The organism is Hyphomicrobium album, assembly GCF_009708035.1.
In the GTDB taxonomy this organism is placed as follows: domain Bacteria; phylum Pseudomonadota; class Alphaproteobacteria; order Rhizobiales; family Hyphomicrobiaceae; genus Hyphomicrobium_A; species Hyphomicrobium_A album.
On the sequence record NZ_WMBQ01000001.1, the window covers coordinates 165,390 to 183,591 of the forward strand.

The window sequence follows — 18,202 nt, forward strand, 5'->3', positions numbered from 1 at the left end:
ACACGTTTTCGACGCGTCGGCCAAGGGCGGCGAGGCTAAGACCGGGGAAAAGCGCAACGGTTGTGAAGAGGTTTTACTGTACCGTACAAGACAGCAGGCGCGTAGGAACCACGCTATGCGGAGTGCTGGCCGGCCGCTCGGGTTGGCTAGGGCCCTTCGGCTAGACTTGCTGGGCGTTTAAGGATATGTGACGCCACAGCTTGTTGTGCTAATGGGCTTGCACTAGTTAGGAACGAAGTAATACGGGCCCCAGGCTTCAGTGGAGCGGGGGTGGGAGACTGATATGGACGAAGTTGGCACCAAGATCGTCGAGATCCTGAAGAAGCACATGAAGGAGCCGCGCGACGACATCTCGCTGTCGACGCCGCTTACGGATCTCAAGATTGAGTCCCTCGATCTTGCAATGATCGTTTTTGATATCGAAGACACGTTTGGCATCGAAATTCCTTACAACGCGAACGAAGACGTCGAAGACTTCAAGACCGTCGGCTCGGTTGTCGATCGCGTTAAGGACTTGATGGCCAAGGGTCCCGCGGCCGCCGGCGCCAAGGCTTGATAACGAACGGCACCAGGGCGCCTTCACTGCGCGCCCGGGCCACTCTCGCGAGCTCCCCCCAGCAAGACAATTGCCGGCTCGCAAGTTAGCTTATGTCGCGGCGCGGCTGCGCCGCTCACAACCGGCAGGTATCAGATGGCAGACGCGAACGGCGCACGCCGCGTCGTGGTGACCGGGATGGGTGTCGTCACGCCGATCGGTCTCAACGTTCCTGAGTTCTGGGCGTCGATGCAGGCCAGCAAGTGCGGGGTCAGCGAGCTCGGCGGCTTCCCGCTCGAGGACCTCAAGATCCTCATCGCGGCGCAGATCAAGAACTTCGATCCCAAGGTGCGGTTGAAGCACTTCCAGCGCGACAAGCTGGTGATGCATGCCGACCGCTATTCCTGGTTCGCCGCCGCGGCTGCCGACGAGGCGATGCGGCAATCGGGTCTCGAAATACCCGTCGCCAACCCTTACCGCGCCGCCTGCATCATCGGGTCGGGCGCCGGCGGTCTCGTCACCTTCGAGCAGTCCTACCGGGCGTTGTTCCTGGAGGGCAAGCGCGCCACCCATCCATTGACGCTGCTGCGCATCATCGGCTCCTCCGCCAGCGCGCACGTCGGCATCGAGTTCGGCGTGAAGGGACCGACCTTCGCGACCTGCAGCGCCTGCTCGACGGCGACGCACGCGATCGGCATCGCCCGCGACTACATCAAGAACGGCATGGTCGACGTCGCCATCGCCGGCGCTTCGGAATCGGTCATCACCTACGGGACCATGAAGGCCTGGCAGGCGTTGCACGTTCTGTCGCCCGAAGGCTGCTTCCCGTTCTCCAAGAAGCGCAACGGCACCGTGCTGGGCGAAGGCGCCGGGATTCTCGTCATGGAATCTCTCGAGCACGCGCAGGCGCGCGGCGCCAAGATCCTCGCCGAGATCGTCGGCTACGGCATGTCCTCCGACGCCAAGGACATGGTCAACCCCGACATCGAGGGGCCCAAGGAAGCCATGCGCATGGCGCTCGACGACGCGCAACTCTCGCCTTCCGATATCCAATATCTCAACGCCCACGGCACCGCGACGACCATCAACGACGCCAACGAGACGAATGCCATCAAGGAGGTCTTTGGCAACCACGCCAAGAACCTCGCGATCTCCTCGACCAAGTCGATGACCGGCCATCCGCTCGGCGCCGGCGGTAGCATAGAGGCCGTGGCCTGCATCAAGGCGATGAACGAGAATTGGGTGCCGCCGACGATCGGTCTCGACGAGCCCGATCCGGAGTGCGATCTCGATTACATCCCCAACGTCGGCCGCAAGCAGGACGTCACCTACGCGATGTCGAACTCCTTCGCTTTCGGTGGTCTCAACGCGGTGCTGGTGTTTGGGCCGCCGCCGGCTTGACGCAGGAGGGTGTGACGCGCCGGCAACCCTGAGCGCACGTTGCGCCGTCGGCGTGGCGCATTTGCCAATCGTGCCATTTGCACAAAAACACCGTCTTCGCTGTAACCGCGCCACATTTATGAGGCGCGTTAAGCACATAGCCCCCTGCGGCTGCTGCGATCAGGTGGGGATACTTTGCGTCTGCAACCGGGCGTGGCAGCAGCGGCTTCCCTCTCGGGTATTGATGACGGTCCGTCACAATGAGAGAGTGTAACCAACGGCAGCGTGAAGACTGACCGGCTTGGGAGGCGCTGGATGCGCGAGATCGTAATCCGTGCAGGCAAGGTGGCCATACGCGCGCGGCTGCTCGAGACCCCGACCGCCGAACGCATCTGGGCGGCGTTGCCGATCCATGCGGAAGCCAAGATGTGGGGCCGCGAGGTCTACTTCAACGCGCCGGTCAGCTCCGATCCCGAGCCCGGCGCGCGCGACGTGATCAACGCCGGCGAGATTGCTTTCTGGCCCGACGGAGACGCCATCGCCATCGGCTTCGGGCCGACGCCGATGTCGCGGCGCGGGGAAATTCGCATGGCGAGTCCGTGCAATATCTGGGCTATGGCGCTGGACGACGTCGGCCGCCTGAAATCTGTGCACGCCGGCGAAGGCATCTCGATCGTCGACGCCAACGGGCACGACGCCTGACGACTCGCCGCTTCTGCGCACGTCTTGCCGGAACTAATCGCCTCGACGACCGATTGAGACTCCGCTGGACCCCAGTATGCTGGGAGCATGTGAGGATCGCGGCTCCGCGCGAGGAGGCGAGGCGATGGATCTGCTGATGCGTCTCGTGGTGGGTGTGGCAGCCGCCTGGATCGTTCCCGATCCTGCGCCGCAGCAAGGCCACTCCTCCGGCTACGAAGAGCACGTGAGCGGCACCCGCGCCAACCTGCGCATTGTTCGCTGAGCGCATAGTTCGGTTTGGTGGGCCCGCCAGGATTCGAACCTGGAACCAGACGGTTATGAGCCGCCAGCTCTAACCATTGAGCTACGGGCCCGCACGCCGGTGAGACTCGATTGCCGGGCGGGCAGGCGCCCCTCATATCAGACTTAGTGCCGCCGCCGAAAGCCGACGATTTCGCCGCGAAACGTCCCCGATGCCGGGCTATCCTAGGGTGAGCTGCAACAATCCAAGGCTATCTCTATGCGTTCCCTCTACTACCTCCGCCCCGCCCTTTTGGGTCTCACGCTCATCGGCGCCATGTCGGGCGCCCAGGCTGACGACGACAAGCAACGGCGCACGATCACCATCTCCGCCTCGGGAAGCGTCACCGTCGAGCCCGACCAGGCACGCATCACCTCGGGCGTCACCGCCGACGCGGCCACGGCGAGCGAGGCGCTGGCCAAGAACAGCGAGGCGATGCAGAAGGTCATCGCCGAATTGAAGTCGGCCGGCATCGATCCAAAGGACATCCAGACCGCGTCGTTCCGGGTAGAGCCGCGCTACACGCGCCCCATCGAAGGCCAGGCGCCGAAGATCGACGGCTACAGCGTCACCAACGAGGTGCAGGTGCTGGTGCGCGATCTGGGCAAGCTGGGTGCGATCCTCGACCGGCTGGTGACGGCGGGCGCCAACCAGACGGCGGGCTTGAGCTTCGAGGTGAGCAAGTCGGAAACGCTGCTCGACGATGCGCGCAAGGAGGCGGTCGCCAATGCACGTCGCCGCGCCGATCTCTATGCAGCCGCTGCCGGTGCCGAGGTGGGCGACGTGCTGGTGATCTCCGAGGGCGATGCGGCGCCGCCGCCGCGCCCGGTGTTCGCCCGCGCCATGAAGGCCGAGGCGGTACCCATCGAGCGCGGCACCGAAACGCTCGAAGCCAGCGTCACCGTCACCTGGGCGCTGAAGTAGCGTTGCTTGTCATCCCGGAAGCCGGGAACGCAGTGAGCGGATATCCGGGACCCAGCTTAGGGTGCGGCGTAGCCTCCCTATTCGGAGCTGCGCAGTTCTCTCCTGGGTCCCGGGTCACGCTCGCACCTGGCGCTCGCTCGCCCGGGATGACAGCGTGTTCGGACTATTCCAGCGTGACGATCTCAACCTTGTCGGCCAGCTTCGATGCGCCGAGCTGGTTCGCCCAGTCGATATAGTTGCGCATCTCGCCCGACGTGCGCAGGTGGCGCAGGCGCGCCATGTCGACGTCGGCCGTCACCCACTGGGCAGTGTTGAGCTCGCCCTGGGCGAGGATGCCGGTGTCCGACACCGTCTGCTCGGACGGCACGTAGACGCCGGCCGCGCCGGTGTTCCTGTCGACCGCCGGGGACCAAAGCGCGTCGCCCACGGTGGGGCTGACGACGGTGGCGATCTGGTTCTCCAGCGCTCTCGCCCGCGAGCCGGTGCGGACGCGATGATAGCCCGAGACGCGCTCGGTGCACGACGGCACGAGCAACAGCTCGGCGCCGGCCTCTGCCATGGCGCGGGCGATCAGTGGAAACTCACTGTCGTAGCAGATGTTGATGCCGACGAGCCCGAGCACAGTGTCGAACACGCGCAGTTGCGAGCCGGCCGAGATGCCCCAGTCGGTCTCGAACGGGGTCATGATCAGCTTTTCTTGAATGCCGACGCTGCCCTTCGGCGTGACGAGCTGCGCGGCGTTGACGTAGCGGCCCTCGCCTTTGCGCGAGGGGCCGCTGCCGACGAGGATGTGCACGCGGTGCTTGGCCGCTAGATCCTGATGCAGGGCGACGCGGTCGCCTTCGAGCTCCGCCACCGCTTGCAGCGTGGCGTCGAGATCGCCGTAGACCTTCTCGCCGAGTGCCGCTGCCTGCTCGATCGCCGCGTACTCCGGGAACACCAGAACCTCGGCGCCGGTCGCCGCGCCGTCGGCCACCCAACGCACGATCTTGTCCCGCCAAGCGTCGAGCGTGGCGGGCTGGTCGATCGGGTACTGGGCGGCGGCGACCTTCAAGGTCTGGCGTTGGCTCATGGCGCTTAGGTAGGGATGCTCAGTGGCTTCATCCAGAACTGCATGGCGTGGCTGGTCTCGTCCGGTTGGTCGATGTCCTTCCAGTCGTAGGTCGCGACGAGGCCGTCGACCGGCGCGTAGCCGCGCTTTTTCCAGAACCCGTCGAGGGGCACGTAATCGGCCGGCTTCAGCGGGTGGTCATCGGGGCGGACGACGCGGCAGAACGTTGAATGCGTGAAGCCGCCGAGCTTCCTGGCATGCGCCTCGCGCCCGTCGAAGAAGGCATGGCCGAGCCCGTGCCCGCGGTGCGATTTGAGCAGCACGGACTCACCGCAGTAGAAGATCTGGTCGAGGTCGAAGCCGGCCTTCTCGAACGGCTCGGCGAACTCGTCGGCGTGCTCGATCATCGGCGCGGCGGTGGAGGCGCCGACGATCTCCTCGCCGTCCCTGGCGATGATGCACACGGCGCCCGGCGCCGCCGCGAGCTTGGCGAGATACTTCTCCTCGTATTCGAGGCTGCCGTCGTAGAGGTACGGCCAGTCGTGGAACACCACGATGCGCAACCGCGCCAGCGCCGGCAGCACCGTATTGATCTCCTCGCCGGTGAGCGACGTCACTTCCAGCGCCATGGGCAATCCTCGAAAGGCTGCGTTACTCGACCGTCGGCCGGTCGGTGATCCGCTCGATCTTGTTGGAGGCGCCGAGAACGACGATCTTCGGCTTGTGCGTCTTGGCCTCTTCGAGGTCGACCGCCGCGTACGAGCAGATGATGATGCGGTCGCCGAGGCACGCTTTGCGTGCGGCCGCACCGTTGAGCCCGATGACGCCGCTGCCGGCGCGCCCCTCGATCACGTACGTCGTAAAGCGCTCGCCGTTGTCGATGTTATAGACCTCGATGTGCTCGTTCGGCAGAAAGCCGGCGGCGCGGATGAGGTCGGCATCGATCTTCAGCGAGCCTTGATAATGCAGGTCGCATTCGGTGACGGTGGCCCGGTGCAGCTTGCACCTCAGCATGGTGACGAGCATTGCGCTTTGAACCCTATGCCATCCGGCTCAGCCGGAAACCTGCGCGATCCAGTCGGTCAGGTTGTAATAGGTGGTGACGCGGGCGATCTTGCCGTCGCGGATGGCGAAGAACGTGCCGGCGGGCAGAACATAGGTCTGGCCCTTGGCATCGGGAAGCCCGCTGTCGGTGGCCTTGTAGACGCCGTGCACGTTGAACTCGGCCGAGGCGCGGGCGCCGTCCTTGCTCACCATGACCACGACGTTCTCGAGCTTCTCTTTGTAGTGGTGGTCCATGCGGGCGTTGAACGCCTTGAACTTGTCGAGGCCCTGCCGCCGCTCGCCCTGGTTCACGTCGTGGATCACGTCGTCGGTGAGGCAGGCGATCATGCCTTCGCTGTTGCCGGCATTGAAGGCCTCGTAGTACCGGCGGATGAGGGCGGCGGTTTCGCTCCGCGCCTGACTTTCGGCGTCGCTCATGGTGGCTCCAACGGCTGTGTTTTCGGAGCGCTCCTTAGCAGGTCGCCGGGGGGAGTGCTACCGCCCGGGACAGCGACATAGGGCGCTGGCCGTCGAAAGCCGTGCGCCGGCCGATCAGAAGCTGCGGCGCCAGAGCAGGAGATCGCCAGTCTCGCCGATGGTGCGGCCGATGGAGCGCGCGATGCGGCGCATCCAGGAGGGGAGGCGCTGGGCGTGCGAAGCGTCCTCCAGATAATCTTCTAGGTCGTAGAGCAGTCTGGTCATTGTGCCCTCGCAGGGCTGATGGGTTCTGCGCGTACGCTTGCCACCGACCAGTGAAAGGTGAGTCGCTTTACTGAGTGGTTAATCTCGCGGGCAAGGGAAAGGCCGCGCACCCTATCGGCGCGCGGCCCTGCATTGAAACTCGGTGGCTCAGCGGCGAGCGGCGCTGGCGGAGCGGCGGCCAACCTCGCCTTTGGAAACTTCGCCGGCGGCGACGAGGGCGTTGATGCAGCCCTTCGACAGGCGGTGACCGACGGCGCGCATGCATTTGCGCGTCTCGGCGCTCTCGGGTTTGTAGGCGCTGCAATTGGAGAGGTAGTCGTTGGCGCAGGCATTGCGAACCTGCGGGCTGACCGCCTCTGCGCGCGGAATGGCGGCGACTGCCGCTATGAGTGCGACTGCGGCGATGAACGCAGCCCGGTACGCGTGCAACTTGAACATTACGATTTCGATCCTCTACGAGGTCCTCGTTACCTTGCCACTCGTAGGGCCAACTCGGCGCACGCGTGACTGTTCCCGCGGAGACGGGACCGATCTGGCCTGCGAGCGAGACAAGGTTGGACGGTTTGGGCGACGACACTAGGGGGCGGGTCGTCTGCCCAGAGGATGGACCGTTAAGGTAACCGACCGGTAAACGCGCAAGAATTTGGCAAGCAATCCGGCGCGTTTAGCGTGGTCGATACGAGCTCAGCCGCGGCAGGGCCGCGCGTCGACGTCGGCGCTCCAGCCGCTCGCGTCCTTCGTGTAGCGGACCGACTTGCTGCGGGCGACCGACCAGCGGGCCCAAGCGCTGCCGTACTCGAAGTTGGTGAAGTCGGCCCACGACCGCGCGGCCGATGCCTGCGCCGCAGCTTTGCTGCGCCCCGAGCCGGACCCCGAGTGGTAGTGATCCGACATGCACAGGCGCCCGCCTTCCTTACGCAGGTCGTGCGAGTAGGCAAAACCGGTGTCGTCGGCGAACGCGCCGGCCGACACGGACAGCGTCGAAATGGCGATGATGGCAACCCGAGCGCAGCGCATGATCGTTCCCCCCAGAATGACTGCATGCGGAGTGTAATCCCGGCTTGTTGCCGGGGCAACGGCGCCGCGGCTACCAGGCGAGCCGTTCCATCACCGCCAGCGGGACGGGGGCGGGCGGTGCGAACAGGCGTTCCAAAACTCCGGCGCGCAGGGAGCCGGCGGACATTGTTTCGTCGCGATGAATGCCACTTGCCACAAAAATGGCTGGGATTCCGAAGGCTTGGGCGCCCTTCATGTCGGTACGCACGCTGTCGCCGATGGCGATGATCCGCTCGAGCGGCACCGGCTGGCCGCGCAGCCTTTCGGCGGTCGCGCGGGCCGTCGCGTAGGCATTGGCGTGCGGCTTGCCCGCCCAAAAGACCTCCCCGTCCATCCGCTCGTAGAGGTCGGCAATGGCGCCGGCGCACAGGTATTGGTGGCCGCCGACGTCGACGACCAGGTCGGGATTGGCGCAGACGAACGGCAGGTTGCGCGCCCGCGCCTGCTGCAAAAGCGGCCGGTAGGTCTCGGCCGTTTCGCTGCGATCGTCGTTGAGGCCGGTGCACAGGATGGCGTCGGCCGCGTCGAGGTCGGCGCGCGCGGCGGTGAGCCGCTTGAAGGTCAGGCTGTCGCGGTCGGCGGGGCCGATGCAGTAGACGGCCTGGTAGCCCTTGTCGGCGACGTGGCGCAGCGCGATGTCGCCGGAGGCGACGATGGCGTCATAGGCCGCGCGCGGCACGCCGCGGCTGTCGAGCATCGCGGCGACGCCTTCTTCCGGCACTGGCGCGTTGGAGACGAGCACGACCGTCCCGCCGGCCGCCTTGAAGCGCAGCAGCGCATCGCAGGCGCTGTCGAAGGCGCGATGGCCGTCGTGCAGCACGCCCCACACGTCGCAGAACATGACGTCGTAGTCCGCCAGCAGCGGCGCAACGTGGGCGATGATCGGGGGATGGGTATGCCGGCGGCTCATGCGATCAATGGGGCAGGGGTGAACAATGGGGGGACGGGTGAACCGAGAGGCGTCTCCATACGTTCTTGCACCTCGGAAGCCAAGCGACAGCCCCAGGAGACTGCCATGGCCGAGCCCAAAGACCCGCCCAAGAGCCCGGTCGCCCGTGAGACGAAGGGCGAGGGGGCACCCAAGCGCAAGCGCAACGAAGGCACGGTGACCGCGGAGGAGCGCGCCGAGCCGGAGCGCGGCAATGAGCGCGTCGACGGCCGGATCCTCGAGCGCGAGCGGGACGCGCACAACCCGGAAGGCATCTGAGCGCAGGCGCCGCCTCGCCGCCCCGGCGAACTAACGTATAGTCGCCCCGGGCAGCGGGGGCACAGCGCGCATGACGAGCACAATCTACCGAGCGATCGCCGGCGTGTTCACCGCGCTCTGCGTCGGGCTGCAATACGCCCTGACCGTGCACGGAGACTCGCTCGCCGCGGTGGGCGCATCGTCGCTGAAGTTCTTCAGCTTCTTCACGATCCTGACCAACATCCTCGCCGCCGCGGCCCTGCTCGTGCCGCTCGTCGCCCCGCGCTCATGGCTCGGCGAATACCTGTCGCGGCCGTCGGTGCGCACGGTCGTCGCCGGCTACATCATCATGGTCGGGACGGTCTATTTTCTGCTCTTGCGCGACTTGAGCCAGCGGCAGGGCTTCTCGCTCATGCTCGAGCAGACGCTGCACTACGTGACGCCGCCGCTGTTCGTGATCGATTGGGCCCTCTTCGTGCCGAAGCGCAATGTGGATTGGCGCGTCGGCTTCGCCGCGCTGGGCTTTCCGCTCGCTTACGTCGCCTGGACGCTGGTGCACGGCGCCGCGACCGGCTGGTACCCGTACCCGTTTCTCGACGTGAGCGAGCTCGGCTATCCGCACACGCTGCTCAACGTCGCCGGGCTGATCGCGATCTTTCTGGCGCTGGAGGTGGCGCTCGTCGCCATCGGGCGGCGCCTCGGTCCGGACTGACGGGTCGGCGAGCGGACTACTTCGCCTCGATCTTAACCGCCGGAGTGTCGATGGTGATGCCGTGGCGAGAGTTCTCGTAATAGAGGTAGCCGAGCACGGCGACCGCAATGGCCAGCACGGCGATGACAAGGGTCTTGGCGTCCATGAATGCCCTCCCTGACGGGCGAAAACATTTCGTTCGATCACGCCCTATTCGAGTGCCATATCGCCGCCCCGGCGGCAAGCCGCGGCCGGCTTACGCGGCCCGGCGCAGCGCCGCGGCGAGCAGGTCGGCGGCCAGATCCGAGTTCTTCTCTTCCGTCTGGTTGAACACGTAGGCCGCCGCAGAGCCTTCGCCGAGCAGCGGGTTCTTGGCGAGTGCCGCGATGTCCTTCGCCTTGAGACCCCGCTCCTGCAGCATCTGTCCGAACGGCGTGTCGCTGGCGCGCAGGAGCGTCTTTCCGCCGTGATTGGAAAAGAAGCGGCAGAACTCCAGCATCGCCTCGAACGGCCCGGCCGAGCAGTGTACGCCGTTGGTCGCGGTGGTGACCTCGTGCAGGCCGAGCTCGCGACACCGCTCGCGCAGCGTGCGGCGGATCGAGCCTTCCACGGCGCGCGAGGGGTCGGTGGCGCCCGTCATGTTCGTGCGCAGCACCTCCCAGTCGGTGTCCGACCAGCACTCGAAGGCGACGATCTGTTGGCCGGGCTGGGTGTAGTGGAGGAGCTGCTGCGGGTGGAAGGCGTTGAGCACGACGACGCGCTCGCCCTGCACGTTGAGCACGCTGTAGTACTTGCCGCTCGCGATCTTCTTCGAGCCGACCGTGTTGACGATGACGTCGAGCGCAAAGGCTGAGACGTCCGGATAGTGGTCAAGGAACTGGTGGGCGCCGAGAATGCTCTTGATGCCCGGCGTCTCGGCTTCGAGCTTCTGCAAGGTCGGCGTCGAGAGTGCCGCGCGGCCGAGCCGCGAGGCGCGGTTGATGACGCCGTAGTGCTCTTCCATGATCTTGTGGCGCGCGAGATAGGGGCCGTTCACCGCCCGCACCGCGCCGGTCTCCACGCCGTACTTGCGCAGCGCCGCACCGATCAGGTCGAGGATGGGACTGAGCTTCGCGCCGTCGCGGATCGCGAGCAGCTCGGGCTTCATGAACAGCACGAAGTGATTGCGCTTGTCCGGCTCACGCTCGCCGAGCGGGACGATCCACTGGTTGGCTGCCTGTTTGCTGGTGCTGAGCTCCGTTACGGCCCTGATGATATCGCGCTTAAGACGATCTTTGCTCATCGCAAGCGTTGCCCTCTAAGTGAAACGCGTACACCGCCTCCGCCCGGCGCTTATCGATAGGGCAGTTGCCCACGCTCGCCAGCCAACGTTTGGCCTCCTGCAACTGGCCCCTGCCGCGACGCCGCTTGACCCCGGGCGGTCCGAGATCCTGTCCGAAGTCGACGACATACACGTTTTCGCCGTCCGTGCGCAGCCCGTTGAAGACGCAGATCGGCTCGAATCCGTGCCTGTCCATCACCGCCGCCAAACGAAACACCTGATCGATCAATTGCCGGCCGCTGCCGGGGTTCCGCTGCAACCATGTCGCAAGCTTTTCGCCCACGTACTCCTCGACCAGCAGGGCGCGGCCGGCGAAGTAGAGCGTCGGCGTGCGCACGCCTTCGTCCTCGAGCAGCTGGCGGCGCTCGACCCATTCGTTGGCGAGCTGGTTCAAGGTGCGCGAGGTGGAAAACGCGGTGACGGCCTTCAGCACCACGTCGTGCGAGCATCCCGCGCTGATGACTTTGAACCGGTAGAGGTAGGTCTCGCCACCGCCGCGGCGCCAGCCGTGGGTTTCCTTCAAGCGGCAGGCGCTGTCCGGGTCTTCGGAGAGACCGAGGCGGCAAAGAGCTTCGCCAGTGGACCGGGCGTTCACGAGCCCGCACAGTTCTTTCTCAAGCGTCCAGGAAACAGCCATCGAGATTCCCGTTTGGCGGCCACCCCCACGTACCCGCATCTTGGCCGCCGCTTTTGCCGATCGCAATGCTTGAAACGGCGACTTGCGCAAAAAGGGAGGTGCACAATCGGGCTGCGCGGCCCCGTTGGAGTCGCATCAGCTCGTCCGGCGCCGGATTTACTGCGCTGCAACGCGCGTATCGCAGTGCAGCACGCCATCTACGCGGGCGAGTTCGACAGGCAAGCCGGCATTTATTTTCCGGTAATCGGAACCTTATGATTCCGCTGTCATTTTACTTAGTAAGTGAGCGGCATTTGCGGGGCCACGATGGATCAAGCTTTCACGCCCGCGTTGATGCGGGTCTTTGCAATGGAATTGCATTCCGTCTGCCGGCTGCATCCGGTGCCGCTGGAAATCAAACTGCGGCTCGAGCAATTGCGCCTGATCGAGCTTATCCGCGCGCACGGCATCGCGCCGTCGCCGCGTGCAACGGAATTCGAGCCGCTCGCCGCTGCGGGTTAGTCCACCGACGGGCCAATCCTCGCGTCACTCGAAGTCGCGCGGCTCCAGCCGGATTTCATTCAGCGCCGAACGACGAAGGGCGTTGCTGCAAGCGGCAACAATGCGCAGACGCTCCCGCCGGCAGAGTGCCAGGTTGTCATCGTCGTGCGCGGGGTCGGCGCTACCCAGCACCTCGCTCAACACGTCGGGGCCGATCTCAAAGCGGATTCTGGAGCGCGACTGATGCTCGGCCCACAGGTAGACGCGCAACGAGTCGTCGGCCTCGAACTGGGCATCGAATGCCAGCAGAGGCCGCGGCGCTTGCTGATCCGATTTGGAGCGTCTGCCGGCCATGTCGGTGTTCCCTGCGTGGTGAATAAGCTAGCAATCCGGGCCGAAGGCCATCTGGCCGAGATCAAGCGCGGGCTGAAGGCGCTGGGTGAGGAGCTGCGTCGCCGCGAGCACTATCATTCCACATCTATTTCTCGGGCTGCTCTTGACCCGTCAAGATCGTCCACGAGCATCAGCGCCTCGCGCTCGATTCGCTGCAAGATACCCGCGAGGAGCAAAATGTTCGAAAGCGAAACGGTACTAATTGTCGGAGCCGGCGGAAGCGCACCCTTTGGCCTGCCGCTAGCACGGCCGCTGTATGAACACATCATCGCCGAGCTCAACAACTTCGAAAAGTATATTGCGAAGAACAGGCTTCCACCGACCGGTGCCAACAATGCAAGCATGTTTCACGACGGCGCGATGGTGGCATTGGCGAGTTACTTGAACAGCGCCCTCAGCAGAGATCACCTGCCACAGGAAATGCTCGAGTGCGGCCCTGCTCGGCAGCTCCTGGTTCTACGCGACAAGCTCTCCGCGCAAACTCACGACAGCCTGGATCAATTCATCCGGGACAACCCGGAGCTGGCCTTCGTCGGGAAGCTAATGCTCGCCAGGCACATCGTCCTCAGGATGTACGAGTACCGTGATGGTTGCTATTCGCTGCGTTCGTTTGCCAATCGCGCGTTCCTGTTCGGAAACGACTCGCAGCGCAACTGGTATCATCAGCTGATAAACGCAATCCGCGACGGGGCGGAAAGTGCTGAGTCGCTTAAGCGTAGCAGACTGCAGATCATCACCTTCAACTATGATCGTACACTTGAGTGTGCGCTCGACAGTCGCTTCGCGAATACCTCGCGACATGCCGGAGCCAATTGGCGAGACATCATTCCCGTCTACCACGTGCACGGAGGCCCTGACGAATTGCCCGGGGGCGTTCATGACGTTGGGCGTTTCCTGATCGACTGTGCATCGCGCATACGCCTCGTTGGCGAGGATGACGAGGCCGGGATGGCGGCTGTCCGTGAAGGTGCTCGAAAGGCTGTGCGGGACGCAAAGCGCGTATTCATGGTCGGATTTCATGCCGATCCTGCCAACCTAAAGACCATTGGCCTTCCAGAGCGCCAATCGAAGACGGGCGTTTTCTGCCTCAACTTTGACGGCCATTGGCGGGTAGCGACCACGCTGCTCAAGCTTGGCGTTCCGAACAGCAACATCTGGTCGGGCACGGCCGCCGAGCACTTGCACATTCATACTGCGCTCGACAGAGGCTTTCTTGAACAAGAACCGTCTGTAGATCCAGGAACAGCCGCCAAGGAGAGAAGAGCGCGCAGCGGTTGGGCTGCTTAGGCCCATGACGCGCGGCTTGTAGCCCTCAGGCGGATATAAGTCGCGCCTTAAGGTAAGCTATGCTGCGGGGAGGTCCTGTCCATGACTAAGCGAACGCTCTGGCTCGCGACCGTAGTTACGGCACTGTGCGCGCAAGGGACTAACGCCGATGACATTGATCTCGAGAGATTGCAATCGCTCGCTCGCAACGAGCAAGCACAGCTCGTGAAATGCTTTGGCGATATGCTTACTCTTGTGAAGCGGTATAATCTTCGAGAGCAACTGCAACATATTTTGTATGAAGGATGTGCAGCCGAGAGGCGCGCTCTGTCCGATGCCGTGGTGAAGTCGCTGCCGGCAGCAGAGAAGAATTTTGCCAAGGGCTTGGCGGGCGCAATGTCGATCGATACGCTAACAGGCGCGGTCGAGCTCTATAAAGCTCAGCCCGTCAGTGTATGCGCAGGCGATAGCTGCGTGTTGGGCGAGTATCGCAAATGCCTCCTCATTGACCTCCCAATCGCTGCCAGCAAACGCGTACCTCCCTCACGGTTTGAACAGGAAGCTCAAGAACGGTGTCGGACGCATGAGGCCCGGGCAAGAGGGGTCTTAACAGTTGAATTCGCGAATGCGCAGAAGCTGCAGATCGATCCTCAGCTAAGTAAAGCCACCCGCGAAGAGCTCGCGAAAGCGGTTAAGCAGGTCTTGGAAGACGCGGTTGTCGACTATGGATCGGAACTGGCCAGATTGGACCCCACCCGTAGTTCATGCGAGCCCGATCTGTGCGATGGGCAGCCGTGCCTGTACATGTACGGAGCCCCCCCGACACGATACGAGTGTATGGTCAGTCAGCCGTAGGGCAGTCGCCGAATGCGCGGCGATGTAGCCCACTTTATTGGTGCCGGCTGCAGGATTTGAACCTGCGACCCCCTGATTACAAATCAGGTGCTCTACCAACTGAGCTAAGCCGGCCGGCGCGCGGTGCGCGCCTTATACAATGGGCGGGAACGTACGCCAAGGCGCAGGACTCGCGGGGTTATTTGAGCCCGCCGGCGTGGCGATTTCGGCAACCTCCGACGCATGGGCGTGAGCTAGTTGCGCGGCGCTCCGCCGCCACCTTCCGCGCAGGCACGAGCGTAGGCTTCGGGATAGTCGGCAAAGGTGTGGCAGATGCTGGAGGCGATGGTCACCACCTGGCCGCCGCCGCTCATGTCGGCGCCCAGCTCCATGACGTAGAAGATGAGCTTCCCGCCGAGCCCCACGCGCTGCAGGATCGGCTTGGCCTCGTCCTGCCGTTTCTGCTCGCAGGCGATGCGGATCAGGTCGTCGGGCAACGTGCTGATGGGCTCGTCGAGGGCGCGGCCGAGACCAGGCTGCACCGAGAGGCCGTAGGTGAGGCGCTCCGACGCGAAGCCGGTGTCGGAACGGTAGGCGTAGCCGACGAAGCGCTCCTCGGCGCTGCTGAAGCCGAGATGAAAGATGGCGCTGGTGAGCGGGGCGCCGTCCGGTCCCAGCTCTTCTTCGGTGGGATAGAGATCGCGGAGCAGTTGCGGCGCGATCTTGTCGAGCTCGTCGAAGCCGGAGGTGAGGATGCCAGCGGTCTTCGTCAGCCACGCCAGCAGAAACGGCAGCGAGCCGGTGCCGCAGATCAGTCCCTGCCAGTTGGGGATGGGGAACACCTTGGTGACGAAGCAGGTGGGCTGCAGGCTGTCGGCCGACGTCGCCTGCGTATCGGCGACGAGGTAGGCGGCGTCCTCGAGCAGGACGAAATCCAGAATCGTCATGGGCAGCTTTCAGCTGTGCGGGGCGAGGAAATGGGCGGCGAGTGGGGTTCAATGCGTCGTCGCGGGGCGCCGGTTAGGCCTTCCTTATCCATATCCTGACATGGTCAGCGCAGTTGCGTCAGTCTTGCCAGTCGAGGGTATTGCGCATGCGTCTCAAGTCTTTGTTGTCGGTCATCAGCGTTGCCGTCGCCATCGGCTTCGCTGCCTCCACGCCCGCCGAAGCCCAATGGTGCCGGGCGCCGCGTGGAGCCTTCTGCGGGCCGGCGCCCGTCAGCCACTTCATCTACTACCCGCGCTATTCGAACGTCTATTACTGGGCGACGCTCGCTCCCTATCCGGGCGCCTACCCGTACATGGACCGCGGCTACTACGATCGCTACTACCGCCCCTACGGCCAGTACGCGCGTCGTATGTGGGCGCCGCGGCGTCGTGCCTATGCTCCGGTTGTCGCCGCCTATCCGGTTGCCAATCCGATGCCGCCGCCCGGCTGCTGCGGTGGTCGCTACATCAAGTAAGTCGCCGTAAAGACGCCCCTATTTCGTCCGCGTTCAGGCCACGTTCATGTGGCGAGGCTTTGCATCGGGAGAGGAACACGGCGCCGCGCGCCGCGTTCCTCTCTCGCGATGCGTGACGCCGCCTCTATGCGGCAAAGATTGGGGAGACGTTGCATGATCAAGAAGATCCTGCATCCGCTGATGGCGCTTGTGCTGGCGGCGGGCTTGGCAAGCGCGAGCGTGCAAGAGGCGCAAGCTGGGCGCGGCCGCGGTATCGCCGCCGGCGTTGCGGCGGGCATCATTGGGTTGGGCATTCTCGGCGCGGCGGCCAGCGCCCGCGGTCGCGGCGGCTATGACTACGACGACGACTACGGGCCGGAGCCGGCCTGCTATCGCGCTCCGCGCCGTTGCGGCTGGGAGAACCGCCGCTGCTTCGAGAACCGCTATGGCGACGTGGTCTGCCGCGGCGGCGACTATGTGTGCCGCAGCCCGCTGATCTGCGACTGAGCAAGACGTTTGCTGAATTCGACAGGCGGCGCGTATCTCACGCGCCGCCTTTCGTTTGTGCCTAGCGCGGATCGGCTTGCGAGCGCTTCCAGGCGGCGTGGTGCAGGGCGATCGCGGCGGCGTTCGACACGTTGAGGCTGCCGATGGCGCCGCGCGTTGAGATGCGCACGAGGCGGTCGCAGCTCTGCCGCGTCAGCTCGCGCAGGCCCTTGCCCTCGGCGCCGAGCAGCAGCGCGACGCGTCCGGTGAGCGGCTGTTCCTCGATCAGGTGCTCGGCATCGCCGTCGAGACCGAGGATGGTGCAGAAGTGCTCCTTCAACTCGGCAAGGGTGCGCGCCAGATTTTGCACCAGCGCCACCGGCACGAGCTCCAGCGCCCCCGATGCCGACTTGGCGAGCGTGCCGTCGAGCGGCGGGCTGTGGCGGCGGGTCATGACGAGGCCGGCGGCGCCGAACACCGCAGCGGAGCGCAGGATGGCGCCGACGTTGTGCGGATCGGTGACCTGGTCGAGCACGATCAGCGGGCCGCTGTCGGCGCGCTCGGCAAGCGCCGCAACGTCGGGCTCCTCGAGCGGCTCGGTTTCGAGCATGACGCCCTGGTGCACGGTGTCCTCGCCGAGCATGCGGTCGAGGTCGCGCGGCGACACGCGCTCGGGCGCCGTCTGCCGTGCGGAGACCGCTTCGGCGAGCCGGTTCTCGGCGTTCTCGGTCATCAACAGGCGCAGCACGGTGCGCCCAGGATTGCGTAGCGCCGCCTCCACCGCATGAACGCCGTAAAGCCGCACGCGGCCGTCATCGGCGGGCGCACGGCTGCCGGGGTAGTCCGGGCGCGAATTGCCGAAGCCGCGGCGCTGCTGCGGACGCTGGCCGCGGTAGGGGCGATTGGGTTTTGCTGGCATGGGAACCGGGTCGGATCAGGGGGGCGCATCCTGCCGCTTTTCCATTTGACATCCAAGGGGCCGGTGCGGATAAAGCGTCCGCCCTGCCGCCCCTAGCGCGGGGCGATTTCATTTCGGGGTGTCAGCGCCCTAGAATGACATCTGGTGAGGAGGGGTGCCCGAGTGGCTAAAGGGGACGGACTGTAAATCCGTTGGCTTCGCCTACGCTGGTTCGAATCCAGCCCCCTCCACCAATCACTTAGCGGAGCGCCCTAGCGTAATTCGCCGAGAACAAGACGAGAAACTACGCTAGACGCTCACCCGAGCGGGGTGGGCTCCGTTGGAGTCTTCGCAAGATTGACGCGCACCACTAGACCGGCTCCCATTCCTGAAGGAGTTCTGGTGCTCTGCGGCGTGCCTCGCGCTGAGTGATGAGTTTCACGCCGGGGAGCTTGGCCATGTCGCGGCGTACTCCGACGTGGGATTTTGCGCGGGTACGGTGGTTGTACTCCCACGCGTCTTGCGCCCAGCCTTGGCGGCAGCAATCGCATTGTGTGACTGCATACGTGTAACCGGGCGACTTGTAGAACTCGCGCCTGCGACTCATGCTTGCACCGCCTCAACCGTCTCGGGCCACGTCACGCGGATGCCGTAGATGATCGGTGCTCGGGCGATCATGTCGCGCACCGGCTTAGGGTGCATGCGTACCATCGCGGAGTCGGCGAGCAGCTCGGAAAACTTGCGCCCATCCGCGCCCGTAGCGAGCCGGATTTCCAGGATAGCGTGGTTCAGGCCCGCGGACTTGAGTACGTCCTGCAGCGTAGAGATAGCGGCGCACACCTTGGCAACCGCGGCGGTGGAACTCATGAGTGGCTTCCAAAGAAAAAGGCCCGGC

Annotated in this window: 27 protein-coding genes and 3 tRNA genes; 13 read left to right on the forward strand and 17 right to left on the reverse strand. The window is 64.8% G+C overall.

Annotation, left to right across the window (positions count from 1 at the left end; translation table 11 throughout):
* The first annotated feature begins 283 nt into the window (after nt 1–283).
* The 4 genes from GIW81_RS00595 to GIW81_RS00610 all read left to right on the forward strand — a co-directional run bounded on the left by GIW81_RS00595 (nt 284) and on the right by GIW81_RS00610 (nt 2,879).
* Nucleotides 284–556 (forward strand): acyl carrier protein, encoded by a 273-nt coding sequence (locus tag GIW81_RS00595; RefSeq protein WP_154737418.1) that lies wholly within the window; start codon nt 284–286, stop codon nt 554–556.
* A gap of 135 nt (nt 557–691) precedes the next feature.
* Nucleotides 692–1,936, forward strand: a complete 1,245-nt coding sequence (locus tag GIW81_RS00600; protein WP_154737419.1) for a beta-ketoacyl-[acyl-carrier-protein] synthase family protein — start codon at nt 692–694, stop codon at nt 1,934–1,936.
* 294 nt (nt 1,937–2,230) lie between these two features.
* On the forward strand, nt 2,231–2,617 hold the full coding sequence (locus GIW81_RS00605) for a cyclophilin-like fold protein (protein ID WP_154737420.1): 387 nt from the start codon (nt 2,231–2,233) through the stop codon (nt 2,615–2,617).
* 124 nt (nt 2,618–2,741) lie between these two features.
* Complete coding sequence (locus GIW81_RS00610; RefSeq protein ID WP_154737421.1) at nt 2,742–2,879, forward strand: hypothetical protein; 138 nt, start codon at nt 2,742–2,744, stop codon at nt 2,877–2,879.
* A gap of 15 nt (nt 2,880–2,894) precedes the next feature.
* On the opposite strand, the gene GIW81_RS00615 is transcribed toward GIW81_RS00610, so the two are convergent.
* Nucleotides 2,895–2,970: transfer RNA gene (locus GIW81_RS00615), tRNA-Ile, on the reverse strand.
* 146 nt (nt 2,971–3,116) lie between these two features.
* Between GIW81_RS00615 and GIW81_RS00620 the strand changes: the two genes are divergently transcribed.
* A complete protein-coding gene (locus GIW81_RS00620; RefSeq protein ID WP_154737422.1) occupies nt 3,117–3,821 on the forward strand; it encodes an SIMPL domain-containing protein in 705 nt (234 codons plus the stop codon).
* Nucleotides 3,822–3,984: 163 nt separating this feature from the next.
* On the opposite strand, the gene GIW81_RS00625 is transcribed toward GIW81_RS00620, so the two are convergent.
* The 8 genes from GIW81_RS00625 to GIW81_RS00660 form a co-directional block, all read right to left on the reverse strand.
* A complete protein-coding gene (locus GIW81_RS00625) occupies nt 3,985–4,893 on the reverse strand; it encodes a carbon-nitrogen hydrolase family protein (RefSeq protein ID WP_154737423.1) in 909 nt (302 codons plus the stop codon).
* 5 nt (nt 4,894–4,898) lie between these two features.
* On the reverse strand, nt 4,899–5,501 hold the full coding sequence (locus GIW81_RS00630; RefSeq protein ID WP_154737424.1) for a GNAT family N-acetyltransferase: 603 nt from the start codon (nt 5,499–5,501) through the stop codon (nt 4,899–4,901).
* Between the two features lie 22 nt (nt 5,502–5,523).
* The gene (gene panD, locus GIW81_RS00635) at nt 5,524–5,898 is read right to left on the reverse strand and encodes an aspartate 1-decarboxylase (protein ID WP_154737425.1); all 375 of its coding nucleotides are present in this window, start codon (nt 5,896–5,898) and stop codon (nt 5,524–5,526) included.
* A gap of 27 nt (nt 5,899–5,925) precedes the next feature.
* Entirely contained in the window at nt 5,926–6,354 is a 429-nt protein-coding gene (locus GIW81_RS00640; protein ID WP_154737426.1) for a ketosteroid isomerase-related protein, read from the reverse strand.
* Between the two features lie 114 nt (nt 6,355–6,468).
* Entirely contained in the window at nt 6,469–6,618 is a 150-nt protein-coding gene (locus tag GIW81_RS00645) for a hypothetical protein (RefSeq protein WP_154737427.1), read from the reverse strand.
* 147 nt (nt 6,619–6,765) lie between these two features.
* On the reverse strand, nt 6,766–7,056 hold the full coding sequence (locus GIW81_RS00650; RefSeq protein WP_154737428.1) for a hypothetical protein: 291 nt from the start codon (nt 7,054–7,056) through the stop codon (nt 6,766–6,768).
* Nucleotides 7,057–7,302: 246 nt separating this feature from the next.
* Nucleotides 7,303–7,635, reverse strand: coding sequence for a hypothetical protein (locus GIW81_RS00655; protein WP_154737429.1), 333 nt, complete (start codon nt 7,633–7,635; stop codon nt 7,303–7,305).
* Nucleotides 7,636–7,705: 70 nt separating this feature from the next.
* Entirely contained in the window at nt 7,706–8,584 is an 879-nt protein-coding gene (locus tag GIW81_RS00660; RefSeq protein WP_154737430.1) for a TIGR01459 family HAD-type hydrolase, read from the reverse strand.
* A gap of 105 nt (nt 8,585–8,689) precedes the next feature.
* Between GIW81_RS00660 and GIW81_RS00665 the strand changes: the two genes are divergently transcribed.
* Nucleotides 8,690–8,881, forward strand: a complete 192-nt coding sequence (locus GIW81_RS00665) for a hypothetical protein (RefSeq protein WP_154737431.1) — start codon at nt 8,690–8,692, stop codon at nt 8,879–8,881.
* Between the two features lie 70 nt (nt 8,882–8,951).
* On the forward strand, nt 8,952–9,572 hold the full coding sequence (locus GIW81_RS00670) for a Pr6Pr family membrane protein (RefSeq protein WP_154737432.1): 621 nt from the start codon (nt 8,952–8,954) through the stop codon (nt 9,570–9,572).
* 16 nt (nt 9,573–9,588) lie between these two features.
* Here GIW81_RS00670 and GIW81_RS19170 read toward each other — a convergent pair whose 3' ends face one another.
* The 3 genes from GIW81_RS19170 to GIW81_RS00680 form a co-directional block, all read right to left on the reverse strand.
* Nucleotides 9,589–9,717: a hypothetical protein gene (locus tag GIW81_RS19170; RefSeq protein WP_267873806.1), complete on the reverse strand. Its 129-nt coding sequence runs from the start codon at nt 9,715–9,717 to the stop codon at nt 9,589–9,591.
* A 90-nt stretch (nt 9,718–9,807) separates the two neighbouring features.
* Nucleotides 9,808–10,833 (reverse strand): nucleoside-diphosphate kinase, encoded by a 1,026-nt coding sequence (locus tag GIW81_RS00675; protein ID WP_154737433.1) that lies wholly within the window; start codon nt 10,831–10,833, stop codon nt 9,808–9,810.
* A complete protein-coding gene (locus GIW81_RS00680; protein WP_154737434.1) occupies nt 10,814–11,509 on the reverse strand; it encodes a protein kinase family protein in 696 nt (231 codons plus the stop codon). The genes GIW81_RS00675 and GIW81_RS00680 overlap by 20 nt, the downstream gene beginning before the upstream one ends.
* Before the next feature lie 306 nt (nt 11,510–11,815).
* Here GIW81_RS00680 and GIW81_RS00685 point away from each other — a divergent pair, with 306 nt between their 5' ends.
* On the forward strand, nt 11,816–12,010 hold the full coding sequence (locus GIW81_RS00685; protein ID WP_154737435.1) for a hypothetical protein: 195 nt from the start codon (nt 11,816–11,818) through the stop codon (nt 12,008–12,010).
* 24 nt (nt 12,011–12,034) lie between these two features.
* On the opposite strand, the gene GIW81_RS00690 is transcribed toward GIW81_RS00685, so the two are convergent.
* A complete protein-coding gene (locus tag GIW81_RS00690) occupies nt 12,035–12,343 on the reverse strand; it encodes a hypothetical protein (RefSeq protein WP_154737436.1) in 309 nt (102 codons plus the stop codon).
* 15 nt (nt 12,344–12,358) lie between these two features.
* Between GIW81_RS00690 and GIW81_RS00695 the strand changes: the two genes are divergently transcribed.
* Both GIW81_RS00695 and GIW81_RS00700 read left to right on the forward strand, forming a co-directional pair.
* Nucleotides 12,359–13,669: a hypothetical protein gene (locus GIW81_RS00695; protein ID WP_154737437.1), complete on the forward strand. Its 1,311-nt coding sequence runs from the start codon at nt 12,359–12,361 to the stop codon at nt 13,667–13,669.
* 81 nt (nt 13,670–13,750) lie between these two features.
* The gene (locus tag GIW81_RS00700) at nt 13,751–14,503 is read left to right on the forward strand and encodes a hypothetical protein (protein WP_154737438.1); all 753 of its coding nucleotides are present in this window, start codon (nt 13,751–13,753) and stop codon (nt 14,501–14,503) included.
* Nucleotides 14,504–14,541: 38 nt separating this feature from the next.
* On the opposite strand, the gene GIW81_RS00705 is transcribed toward GIW81_RS00700, so the two are convergent.
* Nucleotides 14,542–14,617, reverse strand: a tRNA-Thr gene (locus tag GIW81_RS00705).
* A gap of 119 nt (nt 14,618–14,736) precedes the next feature.
* Complete coding sequence (locus GIW81_RS00710; protein WP_154737439.1) at nt 14,737–15,429, reverse strand: hypothetical protein; 693 nt, start codon at nt 15,427–15,429, stop codon at nt 14,737–14,739.
* Between the two features lie 146 nt (nt 15,430–15,575).
* Between GIW81_RS00710 and GIW81_RS00715 the strand changes: the two genes are divergently transcribed.
* The gene (locus GIW81_RS00715) at nt 15,576–15,944 is read left to right on the forward strand and encodes a hypothetical protein (RefSeq protein ID WP_154737440.1); all 369 of its coding nucleotides are present in this window, start codon (nt 15,576–15,578) and stop codon (nt 15,942–15,944) included.
* A gap of 153 nt (nt 15,945–16,097) precedes the next feature.
* Nucleotides 16,098–16,430 (forward strand): hypothetical protein, encoded by a 333-nt coding sequence (locus GIW81_RS00720; protein ID WP_154737441.1) that lies wholly within the window; start codon nt 16,098–16,100, stop codon nt 16,428–16,430.
* Between the two features lie 61 nt (nt 16,431–16,491).
* Here GIW81_RS00720 and rlmB read toward each other — a convergent pair whose 3' ends face one another.
* Entirely contained in the window at nt 16,492–17,328 is an 837-nt protein-coding gene (gene rlmB, locus GIW81_RS00725) for a 23S rRNA (guanosine(2251)-2'-O)-methyltransferase RlmB (protein ID WP_154737442.1), read from the reverse strand.
* Between the two features lie 148 nt (nt 17,329–17,476).
* Between rlmB and GIW81_RS00730 the strand changes: the two genes are divergently transcribed.
* Nucleotides 17,477–17,561 (forward strand) — tRNA-Tyr (locus GIW81_RS00730).
* A 349-nt stretch (nt 17,562–17,910) separates the two neighbouring features.
* On the opposite strand, the gene GIW81_RS00735 is transcribed toward GIW81_RS00730, so the two are convergent.
* Entirely contained in the window at nt 17,911–18,174 is a 264-nt protein-coding gene (locus GIW81_RS00735) for a hypothetical protein (RefSeq protein ID WP_154737443.1), read from the reverse strand.
* Nucleotides 18,175–18,202: the final 28 nt, after the last annotated feature.